The organism is Burkholderia contaminans (assembly GCF_029633825.1).
Classification (GTDB): domain Bacteria; phylum Pseudomonadota; class Gammaproteobacteria; order Burkholderiales; family Burkholderiaceae; genus Burkholderia; species Burkholderia contaminans.
Window position 1 is genome coordinate 1,457,084 of record NZ_CP090640.1, and the last position, 15,798, is coordinate 1,472,881.

A 15,798-nucleotide genomic window follows, 5' to 3' on the forward strand; every position below is an offset into this window, starting at 1 on the left:
GTGTGAGCGACCCCCAGCAGAACCCGGGCGACGCCCCGGAAGAAACCTTCATTTCCCATCTCGTCGAGCTTCGCGATCGCATCATTCGCGCGGGCGCGGCCGTGATCGTCGTGTTCCTCGGGCTCGTCTACTGGGCGCCCGACATCTTCCGGCTGCTCGCGCGGCCGCTGATGGAGAACCTGCCGAAAGACGGCAAGATGATCGTCACCGACGTCACCGGCTCGTTCTTCGTGCCGATGAAGGTCACGATGCTCGTCGCGCTGGTGATCGCGCTGCCGATCGTGCTGTACCAGATCTGGGCATTCGTCGCGCCGGGGTTGTACCAGCACGAGAAGAAGCTCGTCGCGCCGCTCGTCGGCAGCAGCTACCTGCTGTTCCTGTGCGGGATGGCGTTCGCGTACTTCCTCGTGTTCCCGACGATCTTCCGCGTGATGGCGCACTACAACGCGCCGCTTGGCGCGGAAATGACAACCGACATCGACAACTACCTGAGCTTCGTGCTCGGGATGTTCATCGCGTTCGGGGTCACGTTCGAGGTGCCGATCGTCGTCGTGCTGCTCGTCCGGATGGGCGTGCTGTCGCTGAAGAAGCTGAAGGAAATGCGGCCGTACGTGATCGTCGGCGCGTTCGTCGTCGCGGCGGTCGTCACGCCGCCGGACGTGTTCTCGCAACTGATGCTCGCATTGCCGCTGGTCGTGCTGTTCGAGATCGGGCTGCTGGCCGCGCGGTTCTTCGTGCCGAAGAAGCCGGCCGAGGAAGGCGAGGCGGGGAACGGCGAAGCCGCCAGTTGATGAGTGTGCCGGGCGGCGCGCGGCGGCCGGACCTTCGGCGCCAGGCTTGAGTAAAACCCGGTGAACGTAGTCGGCCGGGGGGCGGATGGCGGGGCCATCTTCCTGGCAACAAGTTTTTTCGATACAAAGTAAAAGGGCAGCCAACCGGCTGCCCTTTTACTTTCAGACGGTGGTATCCGGGGCATGCGGCCGTGCGCCGCTCGCCGGACGTCACTCCGTATCGCTGTCCTGCTCGTCGAGCGTCTGCTTCGGCGGCGGCGGGCGCTTGCCGATCACGACGCTCACATCGAGCTCCTTGCCCTTGCGCACGACGTGCACCTTGGTCGGCGTGCCGGGCTTGATCTGCGCGACGGTGTTCAGCAGCTTCGTGGTGTCGGTGATCTCGTCGCCGTTGACCGAGACCAGGATGTCGCCCGGCTTGATGCCGGCCTTGTCGGCCGGGCCGCCCTGCAGCACGCCGGCGACGATCGCGCCCGATTTCTGCGTCAGCCCGAACGACTCGGCGATCTCCGGCGTGACGTCCTGCGGCTCGACGCCGATCCAGCCGCGCGTGACCGAGCCCGTCGTGATGATGCTTTCGAGCACCGTGCGCGCGGTCGACACGGGGATCGCGAAGCCGATGCCGAGCGAGCCGCCCGAACGCGAGTAGATCGCAGTGTTGATGCCGAGCAGGTTGCCGTTCACGTCGACCAGCGCGCCGCCCGAGTTGCCGGGGTTGATCGGCGCATCGGTCTGGATGAAGTTCTCGAACGTGTTGATGCCGAGGTGGTTGCGGCCCAGCGCGCTGATGATCCCCATCGTGACCGTCTGGCCGACGCCGAACGGGTTGCCGATCGCGAGTACGACATCGCCGACCCGCGACTGGTCCGAGCGGCCGAGCGTGATCGTCGGCAGGTTCGTCATGTTGATCTTCAGCACCGCGAGATCGGTCTCGGGATCGCTGCCGATCACCTTCGCGGTGGCGGTGCGGCCGTCGGCGAGCGCGACTTCGATCTGGTCGGCGCCGTCCACGACGTGCTGGTTCGTTAGAATGTAACCTTCAGGGCTCACGATAACGCCCGAGCCAAGGTTCGCGGCCGGTTCGTCCTGCTGCTTGCGGGCGTTGCGGTCGCCGAAGAAGTAGCGGAACAGCGGATCTTTCGCGCGCGGGTCGGGCGGTAGCGAGCCGTCCTTGCTGGAGAATACGTTGACGACGGCCGGCATCGCCTTTTGCGCGGCTTCGGCGTACGACGTGGTCGCCGGTGCGCCGCCGATGCCCGGCGCGACTTCTCGCAGCGCAACGATCGGCGTGGCGAGCTGCTTGCCGAGCTGTCCTTGCCGTTGCAGCCATTGCGGCTTGAGCGTCACGACGATGAACATCAGCGCGAGCAGTACGGTGACCGCCTGCGCGAAGAACAGCCAGAAGCGTCTAAGCATCTGAATGGATTAGAGGTTTATATGGATCGGATCGAACTTGAATTGTACTTGAACAATACCCTTGAAACCGCGCGCTTCAAGGACTATTGCCCGAATGGCCTCCAGGTCGAGGGGCGTCGCAAGATCGAGAAGATCGCCACCGGCGTGACGGCGTCGGTCGCGTTTCTCGAAGCCGCGCTCGAATGGGGGGCGGATGCCGTGCTGGTCCATCACGGCTATTTCTGGCGCAACGAACCGCCGCAGATCACGGGCCGCAAGTACCAGCGCCTGAAGCTGCTGCTCGCGAACGACCTGAACCTCTTTGCGTTCCACCTGCCGCTCGACGCGCATCCCGAATACGGCAACAACGCCCAGCTCGGCGAGCGGCTCGGCCTGATCGGCGAGCAGCGGTTCGGCGAAGGCGACCTCGGCTGGATGGCGACGCTGCCGATGCCCGTCACGCTCGAGCACTTCGTCGCGAAGGTCGAGCGTACGCTCGGCCGCACGCCGCTCGTGCTCGGTGATCCGGACATGCAGTTGCGCCGCATCGGGTGGTGCACGGGCGCCGCGCAAAGCTATTTCGACGCGGCGATCGACGCGGGCGCGGACGTGTTCCTGACCGGCGAGGTGTCCGAATACGTGACGCATACGGCTGCCGAGAGCGGCGTCGCGTTCGTTGCGGCAGGGCACCATGCGACCGAGCGCTACGGAATCCAGGCACTTGGCGCCCACTTGTCCGAAGAATTCGATATCGAACACCTTTTTATCGATATTCATAACCCCGTCTGAATGCCGGATTTGCGGCAGCGCATCGAAATTTCGCAATGTAGCGAACACTTAAAAGCGAAATGATTTAATCGCTCCGATAGTGGGGGAAAACCCTTGACTATCAATCACTTCGAAGGGATTTTCATCTCCGGGCCTTGTAAATGGCGACTCCATTCGCGCAAACTAGCGGCGGAATGAAAAGTCGTGACGGAAAATCCAACTCAGAAGTGGGGCGTGTGATGCGAGACAAGGAAGAGAAACGCGTCGACAGCGGCCGCCGTACCTGGCTGATTGCGACATCCGTAGCAGGTGGCGTGGGAGGCGTAGCCACCGTCATACCTTTCGCGGCGTCGCTTGCGCCGTCCGCGAAAGCGAAAGCGGCCGGTGCACCGGTCGAAGTCGACATCAGCGGGCTGAAGCCCGGTGAAATGGTGACCGTTCCGTGGCGCGGCAAGCCGGTGTGGATCCTGAACCGCACCGACGCAATGCTGGCCGACGTGGTCAAGGCCGACAAGGAAGTGGCCGATCCGACCACCGAAAAGCCCTATACGATGCCGTTGCCCGCGTATTGCGCGAACGAATATCGCGCGCGGGCCGATCGCAAGAACATTCTCGTCGTGATGGCCGTGTGTACGCACCTCGGCTGCACGCCAAGCCAACGCTTCACGCCGGGTCCGCAGCCGAACCTGCCGGACGACTGGCCGGGCGGCTTCCTCTGCCCGTGCCATGGTTCGACCTACGACCTCGCCGGCCGTGTGTTCAAGAACAAACCGGCGCCTCAGAATCTCGACATCCCGCCCTACATGTTCACGTCGGCAACGACCCTCGTGATCGGCAAGGACGAGAAAGGAGAAGCGTGATGGCCGACAACAAGGAAGTCTCCACGACAGGTCTCACCGGCTGGATCGATCAGCGCTTCCCGCTCACGTCCACCTGGAAGAAGCACGTTTCCGAGTACTACGCGCCGAAGAACTTCAACTTCTGGTACTTCTTCGGCTCCCTCGCGCTGCTGGTGCTCGTCAACCAGATCGTCACGGGCATCTTCCTGACGATGAACTACAAGCCCGACTCGACGCTCGCGTTTGCGTCGGTCGAGTACATCATGCGCGAGGTGCCGTGGGGCTGGCTGATCCGCTACATGCACTCCACGGGCGCGTCGATGTTCTTCGTGGTCGTTTATCTGCACATGTTTCGCGGGCTGCTTTACGGGTCGTACCGCAAGCCGCGCGAGCTCGTGTGGATCTTCGGCTGCGCGATCTTCCTGTGCCTGATGGCCGAGGCGTTCTTCGGCTACCTGCTGCCGTGGGGCCAGATGTCGTTCTGGGGTGCGCAGGTGATCGTGAACCTGTTCTCGGCGATCCCGTTCGTCGGCCCCGACCTGTCGTTGTGGATTCGCGGCGACTACGTCGTGTCGGACGTCACGCTGAACCGCTTCTTCGCGTTCCACGTGATCGCGATTCCGCTCGTGCTGGTCGGCCTCGTGATCGCGCACCTCGTTGCGCTGCACGAAGTGGGCTCGAACAACCCGGACGGCATCGAGATCAAGGCGAAGAAGGACGACAACGGCATTCCGCTCGACGGCATCCCGTTCCACCCGTACTACTCGGTGCACGATTTCCTCGGCGTGTGCGTGTTCCTGATGGTGTTCGCGCTGATCGTGTTCTTCTCGCCGGAAATGGGCGGCTACTTCCTCGAGGCGAACAACTTCGTCCCGGCGAACCCGCTGCAGACGCCGCCCGAGATCGCGCCGGTCTGGTACTTCACCGCGTTCTACGCGATGCTGCGCGCGACCACCGACCCGTTCAAGATCGTGCTGATGATCGTGATCGTGCTGCTCGGCGTGCTCGCGCTGATCCGCGCGCGCGGCAAGTGGAAGGTCAGCCTGCCGGTGCTGGCCGCGGCGATCGTCGTGTTCATGTACCTGACGGAGTCGAAGTTCTGGGGCGTCGTCGTGATGGGGTCGGCGGTGATCACGCTGTTCTTCCTGCCGTGGCTCGACCGCAGCCCGGTGAAGTCGATCCGCTACCGGCCGCTGTTCCACAAGGTGTTTCTCGGGATCTTCGTCGTGGCGTTCCTGACCCTCGGGTTCCTGGGCACGCGACCGCCATCGCCGGCCTCGACACTGATCGCGCAGGCCTGTGCGCTGATCTACTTCGCGTTCTTCCTCGGCATGCCCGTCTGGACGCCGCTTGGCACGTTCAAGCAGCCGCCGGAGCGGGTGCGCTTCAAGCCCCATTAACGTGAGCGAGGAGAGAACGACATGAAGAAACTGCTTTCGACACTCGCGCTGATCGGGGCGACCGCCTGTGCGCTGCTGGTGGCGCCGGCGGTTCGGGCGGAAGGTAATTTTCCGCTCGACCGGGCGCCCGATAACACGGAAAATCTCGTTTCGCTTCAGCACGGCGCGCAATTGTTTGTAAACTATTGCCTGAACTGCCACAGCGCGAACCTGATGCGCTACAACCGTCTGACGGATCTGGGCATATCCCAGAAGGAGATCGAAAAGAATCTCCTGTTCACGACCGACAAGGTCGGCAACACGATGTCCGTTGCGATGCGGCCCGAAGACGCGAAGAACTGGCTCGGCACCTCGCCGCCCGACCTGTCGGTCGAGGAGCGTGCGCGCGGCCGCGACTGGCTGTATACGTATCTGCGGAGTTTCTACCGCGACGACACGCGGCCGAGCGGCTGGAACAACGCGGTGTTCGAGAACGTCGGCATGCCTCATGTACTGTGGCAGCTGCAGGGGCAGCGCACCGCCAAATTCGAAGACAAGACGGACGAGGAGACGGGCGAGAAGGTCCATACGCTCGTCGGCTTCCAGCAGGTCACACCGGGGACACTGTCCGCAGTGGATTATGATTCTGCGGTTGCCGACCTGGTGGCGTACATGACCTGGATGTCCGAGCCGGCTCAGCAGACCCGCAAACGCCTCGGCGTATGGGTGCTGATCTTTCTCGGTGTCCTGACTTTCCTGGCCTGGCGGCTCAATGCCGCGTACTGGAAAGATATCAAGTAATCACGCCTGACCGGCGTGGGGCCGGCGCAAGGTGGAACCCCGCAAGGAGTTCGCCGCGTGCCGGCCCTCGGCTTTTTTGAGGAAACGCAAACATGATGGTTCTGTATTCCGGCACAACTTGCCCGTTCTCCCAGCGTTGCCGGCTGGTGCTGTTCGAGAAGGGCATGGATTTCGAAATCCGTGACGTCGACCTGTTCAACAAGCCGGAAGACATTTCGGTGATGAACCCGTACGGTCAGGTACCGATCCTGGTCGAGCGCGACCTGATCCTGTACGAATCGAACATCATCAACGAGTACATCGACGAGCGCTTCCCGCATCCGCAACTGATGCCGGCCGATCCCGTGCAGCGCGCACGTGCACGCCTGTTCCTGCTCAATTTCGAGAAGGAACTGTTCGTCCACGTCAGCACGCTCGAGAACGAGAAGGGCAAGGCAGCAGAGAAGAACCACGAGAAGGCACGCCTCGCGATTCGCGATCGCCTGACGCAGCTCGCGCCGATCTTCGTGAAGAACAAGTACATGCTCGGCGAAGAATTCTCGATGCTCGACGTCGCGATCGCGCCGCTGCTGTGGCGTCTGGATCACTACGGCATCGAGCTGTCGAAGAACGCCGCGCCGCTGATGAAGTACGCCGAGCGGATCTTCAGCCGTCCGGCCTACATCGAAGCACTGACGCCGTCCGAAAAGGTCATGCGTCGTTGATGGTGCAATGAGTGCATGACGGAGAGGGCGGCGCGGCGTGCCGCGCCCCCGCTCCGGGTTCGAGGATTGTGATGCAAGAGATTTCAACGAAGCCTTATCTGCTGCGCGCGTTGTACGAGTGGTGCACCGATAACGGTTACACGCCGCATATCGCGGTGAGGGTCGACAACTCGACGCGCGTACCGCGTCAGTTCGTGCGTGACGGCGAGATCGTGCTCAACATCAGCTTCGAGGCGACGAGCCAGTTGCAGATGGGCAACGAGTGGATCGAGTTCACGGCCCGGTTCTCCGGGAAGGCGCACAAGATCGAGATTCCGGTTGCCAACGTGCTCGCGATCTATGCGCGCGAGAACGGGCAGGGCATGGCGTTCCAGGTCGATGCGGTCGCGGGTGAAGGCGCGGATTCGGGTGCGTTCGATGAAGATGCGCCGCAGACGGATGATGCGCAGCGCGACGAATCGCCGGCCGTGTTGACGCCGGTGGCCGACAGCGGCGCGAACGAGGAACCCTCCGAAGGCGCCGACGAGCCGCCGAAAACCGACGGCGATGGCGACGGTTCAAAAGGTGGCAGCAGACCTCGCCTCAAGATCGTGAAATGAGGTAGAATCTCGCGCTACGCCGGCTTAGCTCATCTGGTAGAGCAGTTGATTTGTAATCATCAGGTGGCGGGTTCGAGTCCTGCAGCCGGCACCACATTGAACGAAGGGCCGGGAGGTTTTGCCTCCCGGCCCTTTGTCGTTTCTGCGGTCGCGTTCCCTTTGCCCAGAAAAAGAAAATGCAGATCGTTAAAACGTGGTGCGTCACTGTCCTGGTTTCGGTGCTGGCTGGTGGTAGTACTGCCGCATTATCCCGACCGTTGGCGCAAGTCTGCCTGACGCAAGCCGAGGTCCAGCAGATGGATCGCGACTTCTGGGCGACATACCCGTCGCCGGACGGTTTCGCGATGTATGCGGCACCGAAGTTTTCGCTCGGCACGAACATCACGGAACTGTCGCGGTCGCTTGCGGCCACGACGAGCGGTCCGGCACGGGCGCGCGCCGTTGCCATATTCCTTGCGCAGCATCCGGACGTGTTCGGATCGTTCAAGAACGCGCATGACGCGGCCTATCTGTACTATCCCGGACGCGACCACAGTCCCGATGCCGTGCGTATGTCGTCGACGTTCCCTGTCGGGCAGTGCGTTTCCGAATTCAATTACTCGATCGATACAAGCCGTGCCCAGTGTGTCGCCGGGCAGCGCATTCGCGCATACAGTCTGTCGTTCATCAAGGACAAGGGACGTGTGATGCTGCGAACAGGTGTGCTCGGGCTCGACGCCTGTAATTGATCCGTGCGCCGGCGAACGGCATGGCGGCAGTGTCGTCCCACCGGGGACAGCGCATGGAGGCAGATAGCATCACATCTGCCTGAACAACCCCGCATACGCCCGACTGACCGGCAGCATCTCCCGCTGCCCGTGCACGCGAATCCGCAACCTTCCCAACAGATCGCGCTCGACACGATCGATCGCTGCGTACGCAACGATCACGCCGCGATGCACCTGCGCGAACCGCTCGGGATCGAGCCGCTGCATCAATTCCTTCAGCGGCGTGCGAATCACGAGCCGTTCGCTGGCCGTCACGATTACCGTGTATTTCTCCGAAGCCTGGAAGTACAGCACGTCGTCGACCGAGACGAGCCGCGTTGCATCCTTCACGCCTACCGTCAGCCAGCGGATCGGCGCCGCGTCCCGCGCTTGCGCCACCTGTGCGTGCGCATCGGCATGCGCAAGCGCCGGCCCGCCGCGCTGCAGCTTCGCGATACAGCGCAGCAGCCGCTCGTCGGTCACCGGTTTCAGCAGGTAGTCGACCGCCGCACGATCGAACGCATCGACCGCGTATTCGTCGTAGGCCGTGACGAACACGACATGGACGTCGGGTGCCAGCGCCGCGAGCTTCAGGCCGTCGATGCCGGGCATCCGGATGTCGAGAAACGCGATGTCCGGGCGCGGCGACGCGTTCAGCGCGGCCAGCGTTTCGATGCCGTTGCGCGGCATCGCGACGATGTCCAGTTCGGGCCAGAGCTGACCGAGCCGCTGCGCGAGCGAGGCGGACAGGTTTGGTTCGTCGTCGGCGATGAGTGCGGTCGGCATGTCAGTCGATCGGAATCAGAAGGGTCGCGGTGACGCCATGCGCGGCGGCGGCGTTCGTCTCGACGGAGACGCGGCCGCGCTCGCCGTGCAGCGTCCGGATGCGCGCGGCGACGTTGGCGAGCCCGACGCCGCCATGCAGGCGCGAGTTGCCATTGCCGAGGCCGACGCCCGTATCGATCACGTTCAGTTCCAGGCAGTCGCCCCGCATCCTGCCGCGAATCACGATCACGCCGCCGTCGATCGACGGCTCGATCCCGTGCAGCAGCGCATTCTCGACGAGCGGTTGCAGCAGCAGCGGCGAGAACGGCAGTGCATGCAGATCCGCCGGCACGTCGATCGCATATGAAAGCCGCTCGCCGAGCCGGATCGACGCGATCTTCAGCAACGCGTCGACGAGCTCGAGCTCCTCGCCGAGCGTCGACGTCGCATCGCGCGTGCGTCGCAGGCTCGCACGCAGGTAGCGGTTCAGGCTGTCGAGCATCGTCGACGCGCGCGCCGGATCGCGCTCGATCAGGCTCTGCACGTTCGCGAGCGTATTGAACAGGAAGTGCGGTTCGATCTGCGCCTGCAGCAGCGCCAGGCGCGCCGCCGTCTCGGCCTGGCGGGCTTCGGCGGCTTCGCGGCGCTCGGTCTCGAGCGTCGCGCGCATGCGCATCGACTGCAGGAACAGCGACACGCACACGAACAGGATCGCCGAGATGAGAAACGACGGCCCGTAGTTGTCCCACGTGCCGATGCGGGCGCGCCCGAACACGTGCGGCACGTTTCCGCTGGTGAGCGCTGCCGTGATCTCGAAACCGATGAGCACGCTGGCCGGTGCGATCACGATGGCCTTGAGCGCGAGCCCCGGCTTGCGCGGCAGGAGCCAGTCGCCGGCGTGACTGAGCAGCAGCGCGGAGAAGCCGATCGCGTTGGCGACGACAAGGTCGGGCAACAGCGGCTCCTGGAAATGGAGCGCCCAGAAACCCAGGCCGACGACCGAGTTGAAGCACGCGAACGCGAGCAGTGCGGCCGGATCGCGCAGCAATCGCGGCTCGGCGCCGGCGGGTGGCTGCGGAATCGGCGAAGGGTCGGACGTGGCTCGCATGGTATCGGGTGAGGATGGCGCGCGATGCGCTGATGGTCTGACCTTACTGCCGGACGGCCCGACTGCGCACGCATTGCGACGAACGGTGCGCGGCTTCGACGAAGCGCTTCCGCTGCCGATGGTTGGCCGGTTTCCGTCACGAGTGTAGTGGAAGGGGCTGCGGAAGGACACAGGGCGTGGCCGGTTTCGCGTCGAGCATGAAGCGTCGGCCGGCTCGTCGAAGGCCGACTTTTCGGTTCGGAAGTTGCCGGCCTCCGGATTCGTGGGCGCATCGGTGTGCCCGATCAGGCGAACGATCATCGTCGCGACGCGCCACTCGTCCGCGAATTCCGGCCGCCCGTCGCAAGCCCCGCCGCCTGCCGCGATCGGGCAGTACGGTGTTGCCGTGTCCATCCGATCAGGCGACTCCGACCATGTCCGCGCTCCTTCACCTGAAGCCTTACTTGTACGTGATGTTCTGCGTGCTGCTCTATATCGGCATCAAGCGCTGTTTCCCGCGCGAGGTGCCGGCTGTCCGACCGTTGATCTCGCCGGTCGCGTTCGGGATGCTCGGCATCGCCAGCCTGAACGGACTTTTTCCGCATGCGGGTGTCGACGCGAATGCGATCGCGCTGGCAGCCGTCCTGGGCGGCGCGGCGCTGGGCTGGCTGCACGCGAGCCGGTGGCGGCTCGCGTACCGCCGGGCCTCGTCGGGCCTGCGCGTGCGCCTGCCCGGCGACGCGAGCCTGCTCGTCACGCTGATGCTGACGTTCGTCGCCGAAACCGGCATCCATTACGCGGTCGCCGTGCATGCACCGTGGGCGGCGACGGGCGGCTTCGTGATGGTGTCGTTCGCGGTATGGGGCGTGCTCGTCGGGATGACGCTCGGGCGCGCGGTGAACGTGGTCGTGCGCTGCATGCGCCATGCGAACGGAGCGGAGCATGGGAGTTTCCCGTATTCGGTCGATCCGCGATGAAGGGTGCGAAACGGCCCGCGAGCGGGCACCTGACGGCCTGACAGGCGATGCGGCCCGTCTTCGTCAATCGGGGGCGGCATCGAACCGAAGCGGCGTGTGACGGGCCCCGATTTGCACCCCGTTTCCTGTCACGGTCGCGTCATGGGGCGCCCATAACGTTGCACGTTCCCGTCGCGGCGGCACCGCCGGACCGGGAACGTGCGCAACCCGCTCGCGACGACGTGCCCAAGTCGCAGGTGGGGGCCGACCGGGATCTCGCGCCCGGCGGCGCAGCGGTCACGCATCGCGCCATTTCATTCGAAAATACGATCGGCGACGGTTCGAACCGGACCGCGGACGATCAGGAGACAGGGACCATGCTGAGTCCGCATGAATTCTCGATGCTGCTGCGCGTCGCGCGTGCGCCGGACAGCGTCGATCCGTCGAATCCGGCCTTTGCCGTGCTGGTCGAGAAACGGCTGGTCGACGATACGCAGGTACGCATGAATGCCGTGGCCGCGCACCCGGCGCTGACACCGATCGGCCAGATGCTGCTGGCGCGCTTCGACGAAGCGGCTTGAAGGGCAGCGTCACGCCTTCGTCGGAACGAAGGACGTGACGCGTTGAAGCGCCGGGCCGCTTACTGCGCGACCGGCACGGTCACGTCGCTGCCGAACCAGTGCATCGAGATCTTCTTCAACGTGCCGTCCTTGTGCAGCGAGTCGAGCGCATCGTTGATCGCCTTCTCGAACTTCGGGTTGCCCTTGCGGAACGGGATCGCCATTTCCTGCTTGCCGCCGTTCAGCACCGCGCCCGCGCGCAGCGGCAGGTTCGACGTCTTGATCATGTACGGCAGCATCAGGCGGTCGTCGAGCGTCGCCTCGATCCGGCCCGCGGCGAGGTCGCGCAGCTTCTCCGGCGCGCCCGGATACGTCTGCACCTCGATACCGGGCACGGTGCGTGCCATCTGGTCGTAGTTGGTGCCGAGCGTCACGCCGAGCTTCTTGCCCTTGAAGTCGTCGAGCGACTTGAAGTTGCGCGAGTCGTCCTTGCGCTGGATCAGCTGCGCGGCCGAATACGTGTACGGCTGGCTGAAGTCGAGTGCTTCCTTGCGCTGCGGCGTGATCGTGACTTGGTTGACGATCACGTCGAACTTGCCGGCCTGCAGGCCGGCGATGATGCCGCTCCATTCGGTCGGGATGAACTGCGTCTTCACGCCGAGCTTGCCGGCGACCGCGTTCGCGACGTCGACGTCGAAGCCTTCGAGCTGGCCCGACGTGCCGCGTGAGTTGAACGGCGGATACGTGCCTTCGAGGCCGACGCGCAGCACGCCGGCTTTCTTCACTGAATCGAGCAGGTCGTCCGCGTGCGCGGAGACGGCCGTAAAGCCGAGGGCCGACGCGAGCAGCAGGCCCGACAGCAGGAACTTCGAACGTTTCATCGCAGATCTCCAGTGGTCAGCGTGGTGTGAGGTGAGCGCCGGCGCCGGGTGGGCGCGGCGGGCCGCAAGACGGGCACGTAGACACTACTCGCAACCGGGCCGCGCCGGAAGTCGAATTGGCCCTGATTGAAAGCGATTTCATCGATATGCCGGACGGCGGGCGTGATTGCCGTCCGCCAGCGTGACACGCGGGCTGATCGGATTCCGCTCGTTTAAATCAGGTCAGATTCGAGAGCGTGCGAAGTTTTGTCTGTAAAATCGCGCGAGCAAAATCGAATGCTCGCGCCATCCGAGGGCGTGTCAAAAGAAAAAAGGCCGTTCATGAACATGCAGAACACAATCGCCGCGTTGCGCGGCGGATTGCTTCAGCAGGACCGGTTGCTGAAGCTCGATACGCCATTGGGGGCCAACGTCCTGACCGTTCAGCGGGCAGTCGGTCGCTCACGTATCGGGCGCGCATACGAGTTCACGCTCGACGTGCTGTCGACCGACAGCGATGTGGAACTTAAAAAGCTGATCGCACAGCCCGTCACGTTGTGGATCCAGCAGGGCGATCTCGGCTACCGGCCGATCAACGGCTACGTGCATACCGCGCGCCGGCTGGGTGCCGACGGCGGGCTCACGACCTATCAGCTCGCGTTCGCCGATTTCACCCACTTCCTGAAGTTCCGTCGCGATCAGCGGCTCTGGAACGACACGACCGTCGACCAGATCATCAGCGACGTGCTGAACCAGCATCCGCAGGCGCAGGGGCATTTCCGCTTCGCGCTGTCGAAGCCGCTGCCGAACCGGTCGTACACGCGCCAGCACGACACCGACTGGCATTTCGTGCATCGGCTGATGGAGAACGAGGGGCTCTACTGCGCATGGCAGCAGGCCGACGACGGCAAGTCGCATACGCTCGTGATCACCGACAACCTGCAGGCGTTCGCGCCGCTGTCGCCGGAAACCGTGCGTTTTTATCGCGGCGACGCGGCCAGCGAACCCGACGCGTTCACGCAATGGTCGGGTACGCGCACGCTGCAGAGCGTGACGCGCACGACGCGCACGTTCGACTACAAGAATCCTTCGCAGCCGTCGAACCCGAAAGGCACGTCGCTGCCGACGATGGGCGGCCAGGGCGAGTTGCCGGATCAACTCGAAGTCTACGAGTACACGGGCGCCTACACGTATCTCGACCAGACCCGCGGCGACCATCTGACGAAGGTCAAGATGGAGGAGTGGGAGTCGCGGGCGAAGCGCTTCCATGCCGCAGGCGGGGTGCGCGCGATCGATGCCGGCCGACGCTTCACGCTGGCCGACCATCCCGAGCACGATCGTGATCCCGCCGATCAGCGCGAATTCGTCGCGATCGAGGTGGCGTGGTGGATCGAGAACAATCTGCCTGTTGCAAGCGACAGCGCGGACTTTCCGTACAGCCTGCGCGAAGCGCTGACGCAGGCACAGGACAACTACGGTACCGATCCCGCGTTTCGCGTGCAGCACGACGACGGATCGGCCGGCTTCTATCTCGTCGAAGTCGAAGCGCAACGTGTGAGCGTGCCGTATCGCAGCCCGTTCGAGCATCACAAGCCGGAGATGCACCTCGAGACGGCGATCGTCGTCGGGCCGCAAGGCGAGGAGGTTTATACCGACGAGTTGAACCGGATCCGTGTGCAGTTCGTGTGGGACCGGTTGAACCCGGGCAACGAGAACGCGTCGTGCTGGGTGCGCGTCGTGCAGTCGGATACGGGCGGCGGCTACGGCGGCGTGCATGTGCCGCGCATCGGCGAGGAAGTGCTGATCGACTACGTCGGCGGCGACTGCGACCGGCCGCTCGCAGTCGGGCGCGTGTACAACGGCGCGAACCAGCCGCAGTGGCATACCGACGGGATCCTGTCCGGGTATCGGTCGAAGGAGTATTCGGGCGGCGGCTACAACCAGCTCGTGATGGACGACGCGACCGGGCAGAACCGCGTGCAGCTGATGAGCAGTAGCGCGAACAGCCTGCTGCATCTGGGCTACATCATCGACCAGAACGGCAATTCGCGCGGGCCGTATCTCGGCAGCGGCTTCGACTTGCGCTCGGATGCGTATGGCGCGGTGCGGGCGAGCCAGGGCCTGTACGTGACGACGCATCCGAAGGCGGCGAACAGCCAGCCGCTCGACGTGAAGGAAGCGCAGCAGCAGCTCGTGACGGGCGAGAGCCTCGTCGAGGCGATGTCGGGCGTGAGCGAGCAGCATCAGGCGGAAAGCCTGAAGGACGCGCAGGACACGATGCGCGCGTTCACGGATGCGACGCAAGACAGCGCATCGGGTAGCGCGTCGGGCGGGCGTACGGCCGGCGGCGGCACGGGTAACGCGAACGCGTTCAAGGAGCCGGTGATGCTGTTCGGCAGCCCATCGGGGATCGGGATGTCGACGCAGCAGTCGGTGCATGTGGTCGCGAACGATCACGTGAACGTGGCGAGCGGGCAGAGCGTGCATGTGGCCGCAGGCAAGTCGCTGATCGGGAGCATCGGGCAGAAGCTGAGCCTGTTCGTACAGAACGCGGGGATGAAGCTGTTCGCGGGCAAGGGCAAGGTGGAGATCCAGGCGCAGTCGGACAACATCGAGGTGACCGCGCAGAAGGCGGTGAAGGTGGTGTCGGCGACGGACCGGATCGAGATCGCGGCCGATCAGGGGATCCTGCTGACGAGCGGCGGGGCATACATCCGGATCAAGGATGGCAATGTCGAGGTCCATGCGCCCGGGACGATCGACGTGAAGGGGGCGTCGCATACGTTCGCGGGGCCGGCGAGCATGGGGTATCCGTTGCCGAGCCCGCGGCCGGATCAGCCGGGGCAGTTGGAGTTGTTGCATACGTACGGGAACGGCCAACCGGTGAAGGGCGGCTTGTTCTCGGTGTTCGATGCGAATGGCGGGCTGTTGAAGAAAGGAGCGCTCGACAACAACGGGCACATGATCGTGAGCGGCCTGCCACCGGGGGCGGTGCAGGTCAAGTTCGGGGAGGATCCGCGCTCGCAGGATCAGCAGTCGAGCCGTTTCGACGTGGCGCCGTGGCCGGCCAATCCGGCGCCGGCGGCAGGCGCCGCGGAAACCGCGCAGGCGCAGCTCGGCTCGTTTCTGCCGGTGGCAGGCAGTGCCGCCGGCGCGCTGACGGGCCTGGCCGGTGCGGCGACGCAGGGTGGCGCGGCGCTGGCGAAGGCCGCCGTTGGTCAAGGCATGGGCATGGCGCAGCAGGCGGTAGGCGGCATGTTGCCGGCGGGTGCGTCGAATGCACTGGGGGCGGCGAAAACGGTCGCGGGATTGGCGAGCTCGGCGTCGCAGGGCGGAGCCGCGTTGGCGAAGGCGGTGGCAGGCCAGGGCCTCGGTATCGCGCAGCAGGCTGCGGCCAATATGCTGCCGGCGGGGGCGCAGGCGGCGCTGTCGCAAGCGGGCCAGTTGAGTGCCGCCGCCCAGCAGGTCAGCGGTCTCGCGCAGACGGCGCGTAGCGCCGCAGCCGTGCTGAAAATGAGCTGAGCATCGCCCCTTTCACCTATTCGAGA

The 15,798-nt window shown here is 64.5% G+C and carries 15 protein-coding genes and 1 tRNA gene; 12 read left to right on the top strand and 4 right to left on the bottom strand.

Annotated features, from left to right (window positions below):
• Nucleotides 1–2: 2 nt before the first annotated feature.
• Entirely contained in the window at nucleotides 3–791 is a 789-nt protein-coding gene (gene tatC, locus LXE91_RS06850) for a twin-arginine translocase subunit TatC (RefSeq protein ID WP_039366629.1), read from the top strand.
• A 210-nt stretch (nucleotides 792–1,001) separates the two neighbouring features.
• Here tatC and LXE91_RS06855 read toward each other — a convergent pair whose 3' ends face one another.
• Nucleotides 1,002–2,207, bottom strand: coding sequence for a Do family serine endopeptidase (locus LXE91_RS06855; protein WP_039366626.1), 1,206 nt, complete (start codon nucleotides 2,205–2,207; stop codon nucleotides 1,002–1,004).
• A gap of 21 nt (nucleotides 2,208–2,228) precedes the next feature.
• On the opposite strand from LXE91_RS06855, the gene LXE91_RS06860 reads away from it, so the two are divergent.
• The 8 genes from LXE91_RS06860 (at nucleotide 2,229) to LXE91_RS06895 (ending at nucleotide 8,004) form a co-directional block, all read left to right on the top strand.
• Nucleotides 2,229–2,975 (top strand): Nif3-like dinuclear metal center hexameric protein, encoded by a 747-nt coding sequence (locus LXE91_RS06860; RefSeq protein ID WP_039366622.1) that lies wholly within the window; start codon nucleotides 2,229–2,231, stop codon nucleotides 2,973–2,975.
• 218 nt (nucleotides 2,976–3,193) lie between these two features.
• A complete protein-coding gene (gene petA / locus LXE91_RS06865; RefSeq protein ID WP_039366620.1) occupies nucleotides 3,194–3,814 on the top strand; it encodes a ubiquinol-cytochrome c reductase iron-sulfur subunit in 621 nt (206 codons plus the stop codon).
• Entirely contained in the window at nucleotides 3,811–5,193 is a 1,383-nt protein-coding gene (locus LXE91_RS06870) for a cytochrome b (protein WP_095145952.1), read from the top strand. Before petA ends, LXE91_RS06870 begins: the two co-directional genes overlap by 4 nt.
• A gap of 21 nt (nucleotides 5,194–5,214) precedes the next feature.
• Complete coding sequence (locus tag LXE91_RS06875) at nucleotides 5,215–5,973, top strand: cytochrome c1 (RefSeq protein WP_039366615.1); 759 nt, start codon at nucleotides 5,215–5,217, stop codon at nucleotides 5,971–5,973.
• Nucleotides 5,974–6,065: 92 nt separating this feature from the next.
• Complete coding sequence (locus LXE91_RS06880; protein WP_006400565.1) at nucleotides 6,066–6,677, top strand: glutathione S-transferase N-terminal domain-containing protein; 612 nt, start codon at nucleotides 6,066–6,068, stop codon at nucleotides 6,675–6,677.
• Between the two features lie 71 nt (nucleotides 6,678–6,748).
• Nucleotides 6,749–7,276, top strand: a complete 528-nt coding sequence (locus LXE91_RS06885) for a ClpXP protease specificity-enhancing factor (protein WP_039366611.1) — start codon at nucleotides 6,749–6,751, stop codon at nucleotides 7,274–7,276.
• A gap of 18 nt (nucleotides 7,277–7,294) precedes the next feature.
• Nucleotides 7,295–7,370 (top strand) — tRNA-Thr (locus LXE91_RS06890).
• An 82-nt stretch (nucleotides 7,371–7,452) separates the two neighbouring features.
• Complete coding sequence (locus tag LXE91_RS06895) at nucleotides 7,453–8,004, top strand: hypothetical protein (protein ID WP_039366608.1); 552 nt, start codon at nucleotides 7,453–7,455, stop codon at nucleotides 8,002–8,004.
• Between the two features lie 69 nt (nucleotides 8,005–8,073).
• Here LXE91_RS06895 and LXE91_RS06900 read toward each other — a convergent pair whose 3' ends face one another.
• Both LXE91_RS06900 and LXE91_RS06905 read right to left on the bottom strand, forming a co-directional pair.
• Entirely contained in the window at nucleotides 8,074–8,808 is a 735-nt protein-coding gene (locus LXE91_RS06900; RefSeq protein WP_039366605.1) for a LytR/AlgR family response regulator transcription factor, read from the bottom strand.
• A gap of 1 nt (nucleotide 8,809) precedes the next feature.
• Complete coding sequence (locus tag LXE91_RS06905; RefSeq protein ID WP_371295957.1) at nucleotides 8,810–9,832, bottom strand: sensor histidine kinase; 1,023 nt, start codon at nucleotides 9,830–9,832, stop codon at nucleotides 8,810–8,812.
• A 476-nt stretch (nucleotides 9,833–10,308) separates the two neighbouring features.
• Here LXE91_RS06905 and LXE91_RS06910 point away from each other — a divergent pair, with 476 nt between their 5' ends.
• Nucleotides 10,309–10,851, top strand: coding sequence for a hypothetical protein (locus tag LXE91_RS06910; RefSeq protein ID WP_039366603.1), 543 nt, complete (start codon nucleotides 10,309–10,311; stop codon nucleotides 10,849–10,851).
• A gap of 356 nt (nucleotides 10,852–11,207) precedes the next feature.
• The gene (locus tag LXE91_RS06915; protein ID WP_039366802.1) at nucleotides 11,208–11,411 is read left to right on the top strand and encodes a hypothetical protein; all 204 of its coding nucleotides are present in this window, start codon (nucleotides 11,208–11,210) and stop codon (nucleotides 11,409–11,411) included.
• A 59-nt stretch (nucleotides 11,412–11,470) separates the two neighbouring features.
• Here the strand turns inward: LXE91_RS06915 and LXE91_RS06920 are convergent, their stop codons facing one another.
• Nucleotides 11,471–12,271, bottom strand: coding sequence for a transporter substrate-binding domain-containing protein (locus LXE91_RS06920; protein WP_039366599.1), 801 nt, complete (start codon nucleotides 12,269–12,271; stop codon nucleotides 11,471–11,473).
• 321 nt (nucleotides 12,272–12,592) lie between these two features.
• On the opposite strand from LXE91_RS06920, the gene LXE91_RS06925 reads away from it, so the two are divergent.
• Nucleotides 12,593–15,772 (top strand): type VI secretion system Vgr family protein, encoded by a 3,180-nt coding sequence (locus tag LXE91_RS06925; protein ID WP_046543639.1) that lies wholly within the window; start codon nucleotides 12,593–12,595, stop codon nucleotides 15,770–15,772.
• The last annotated feature ends 26 nt before the right edge of the window (nucleotides 15,773–15,798 follow it).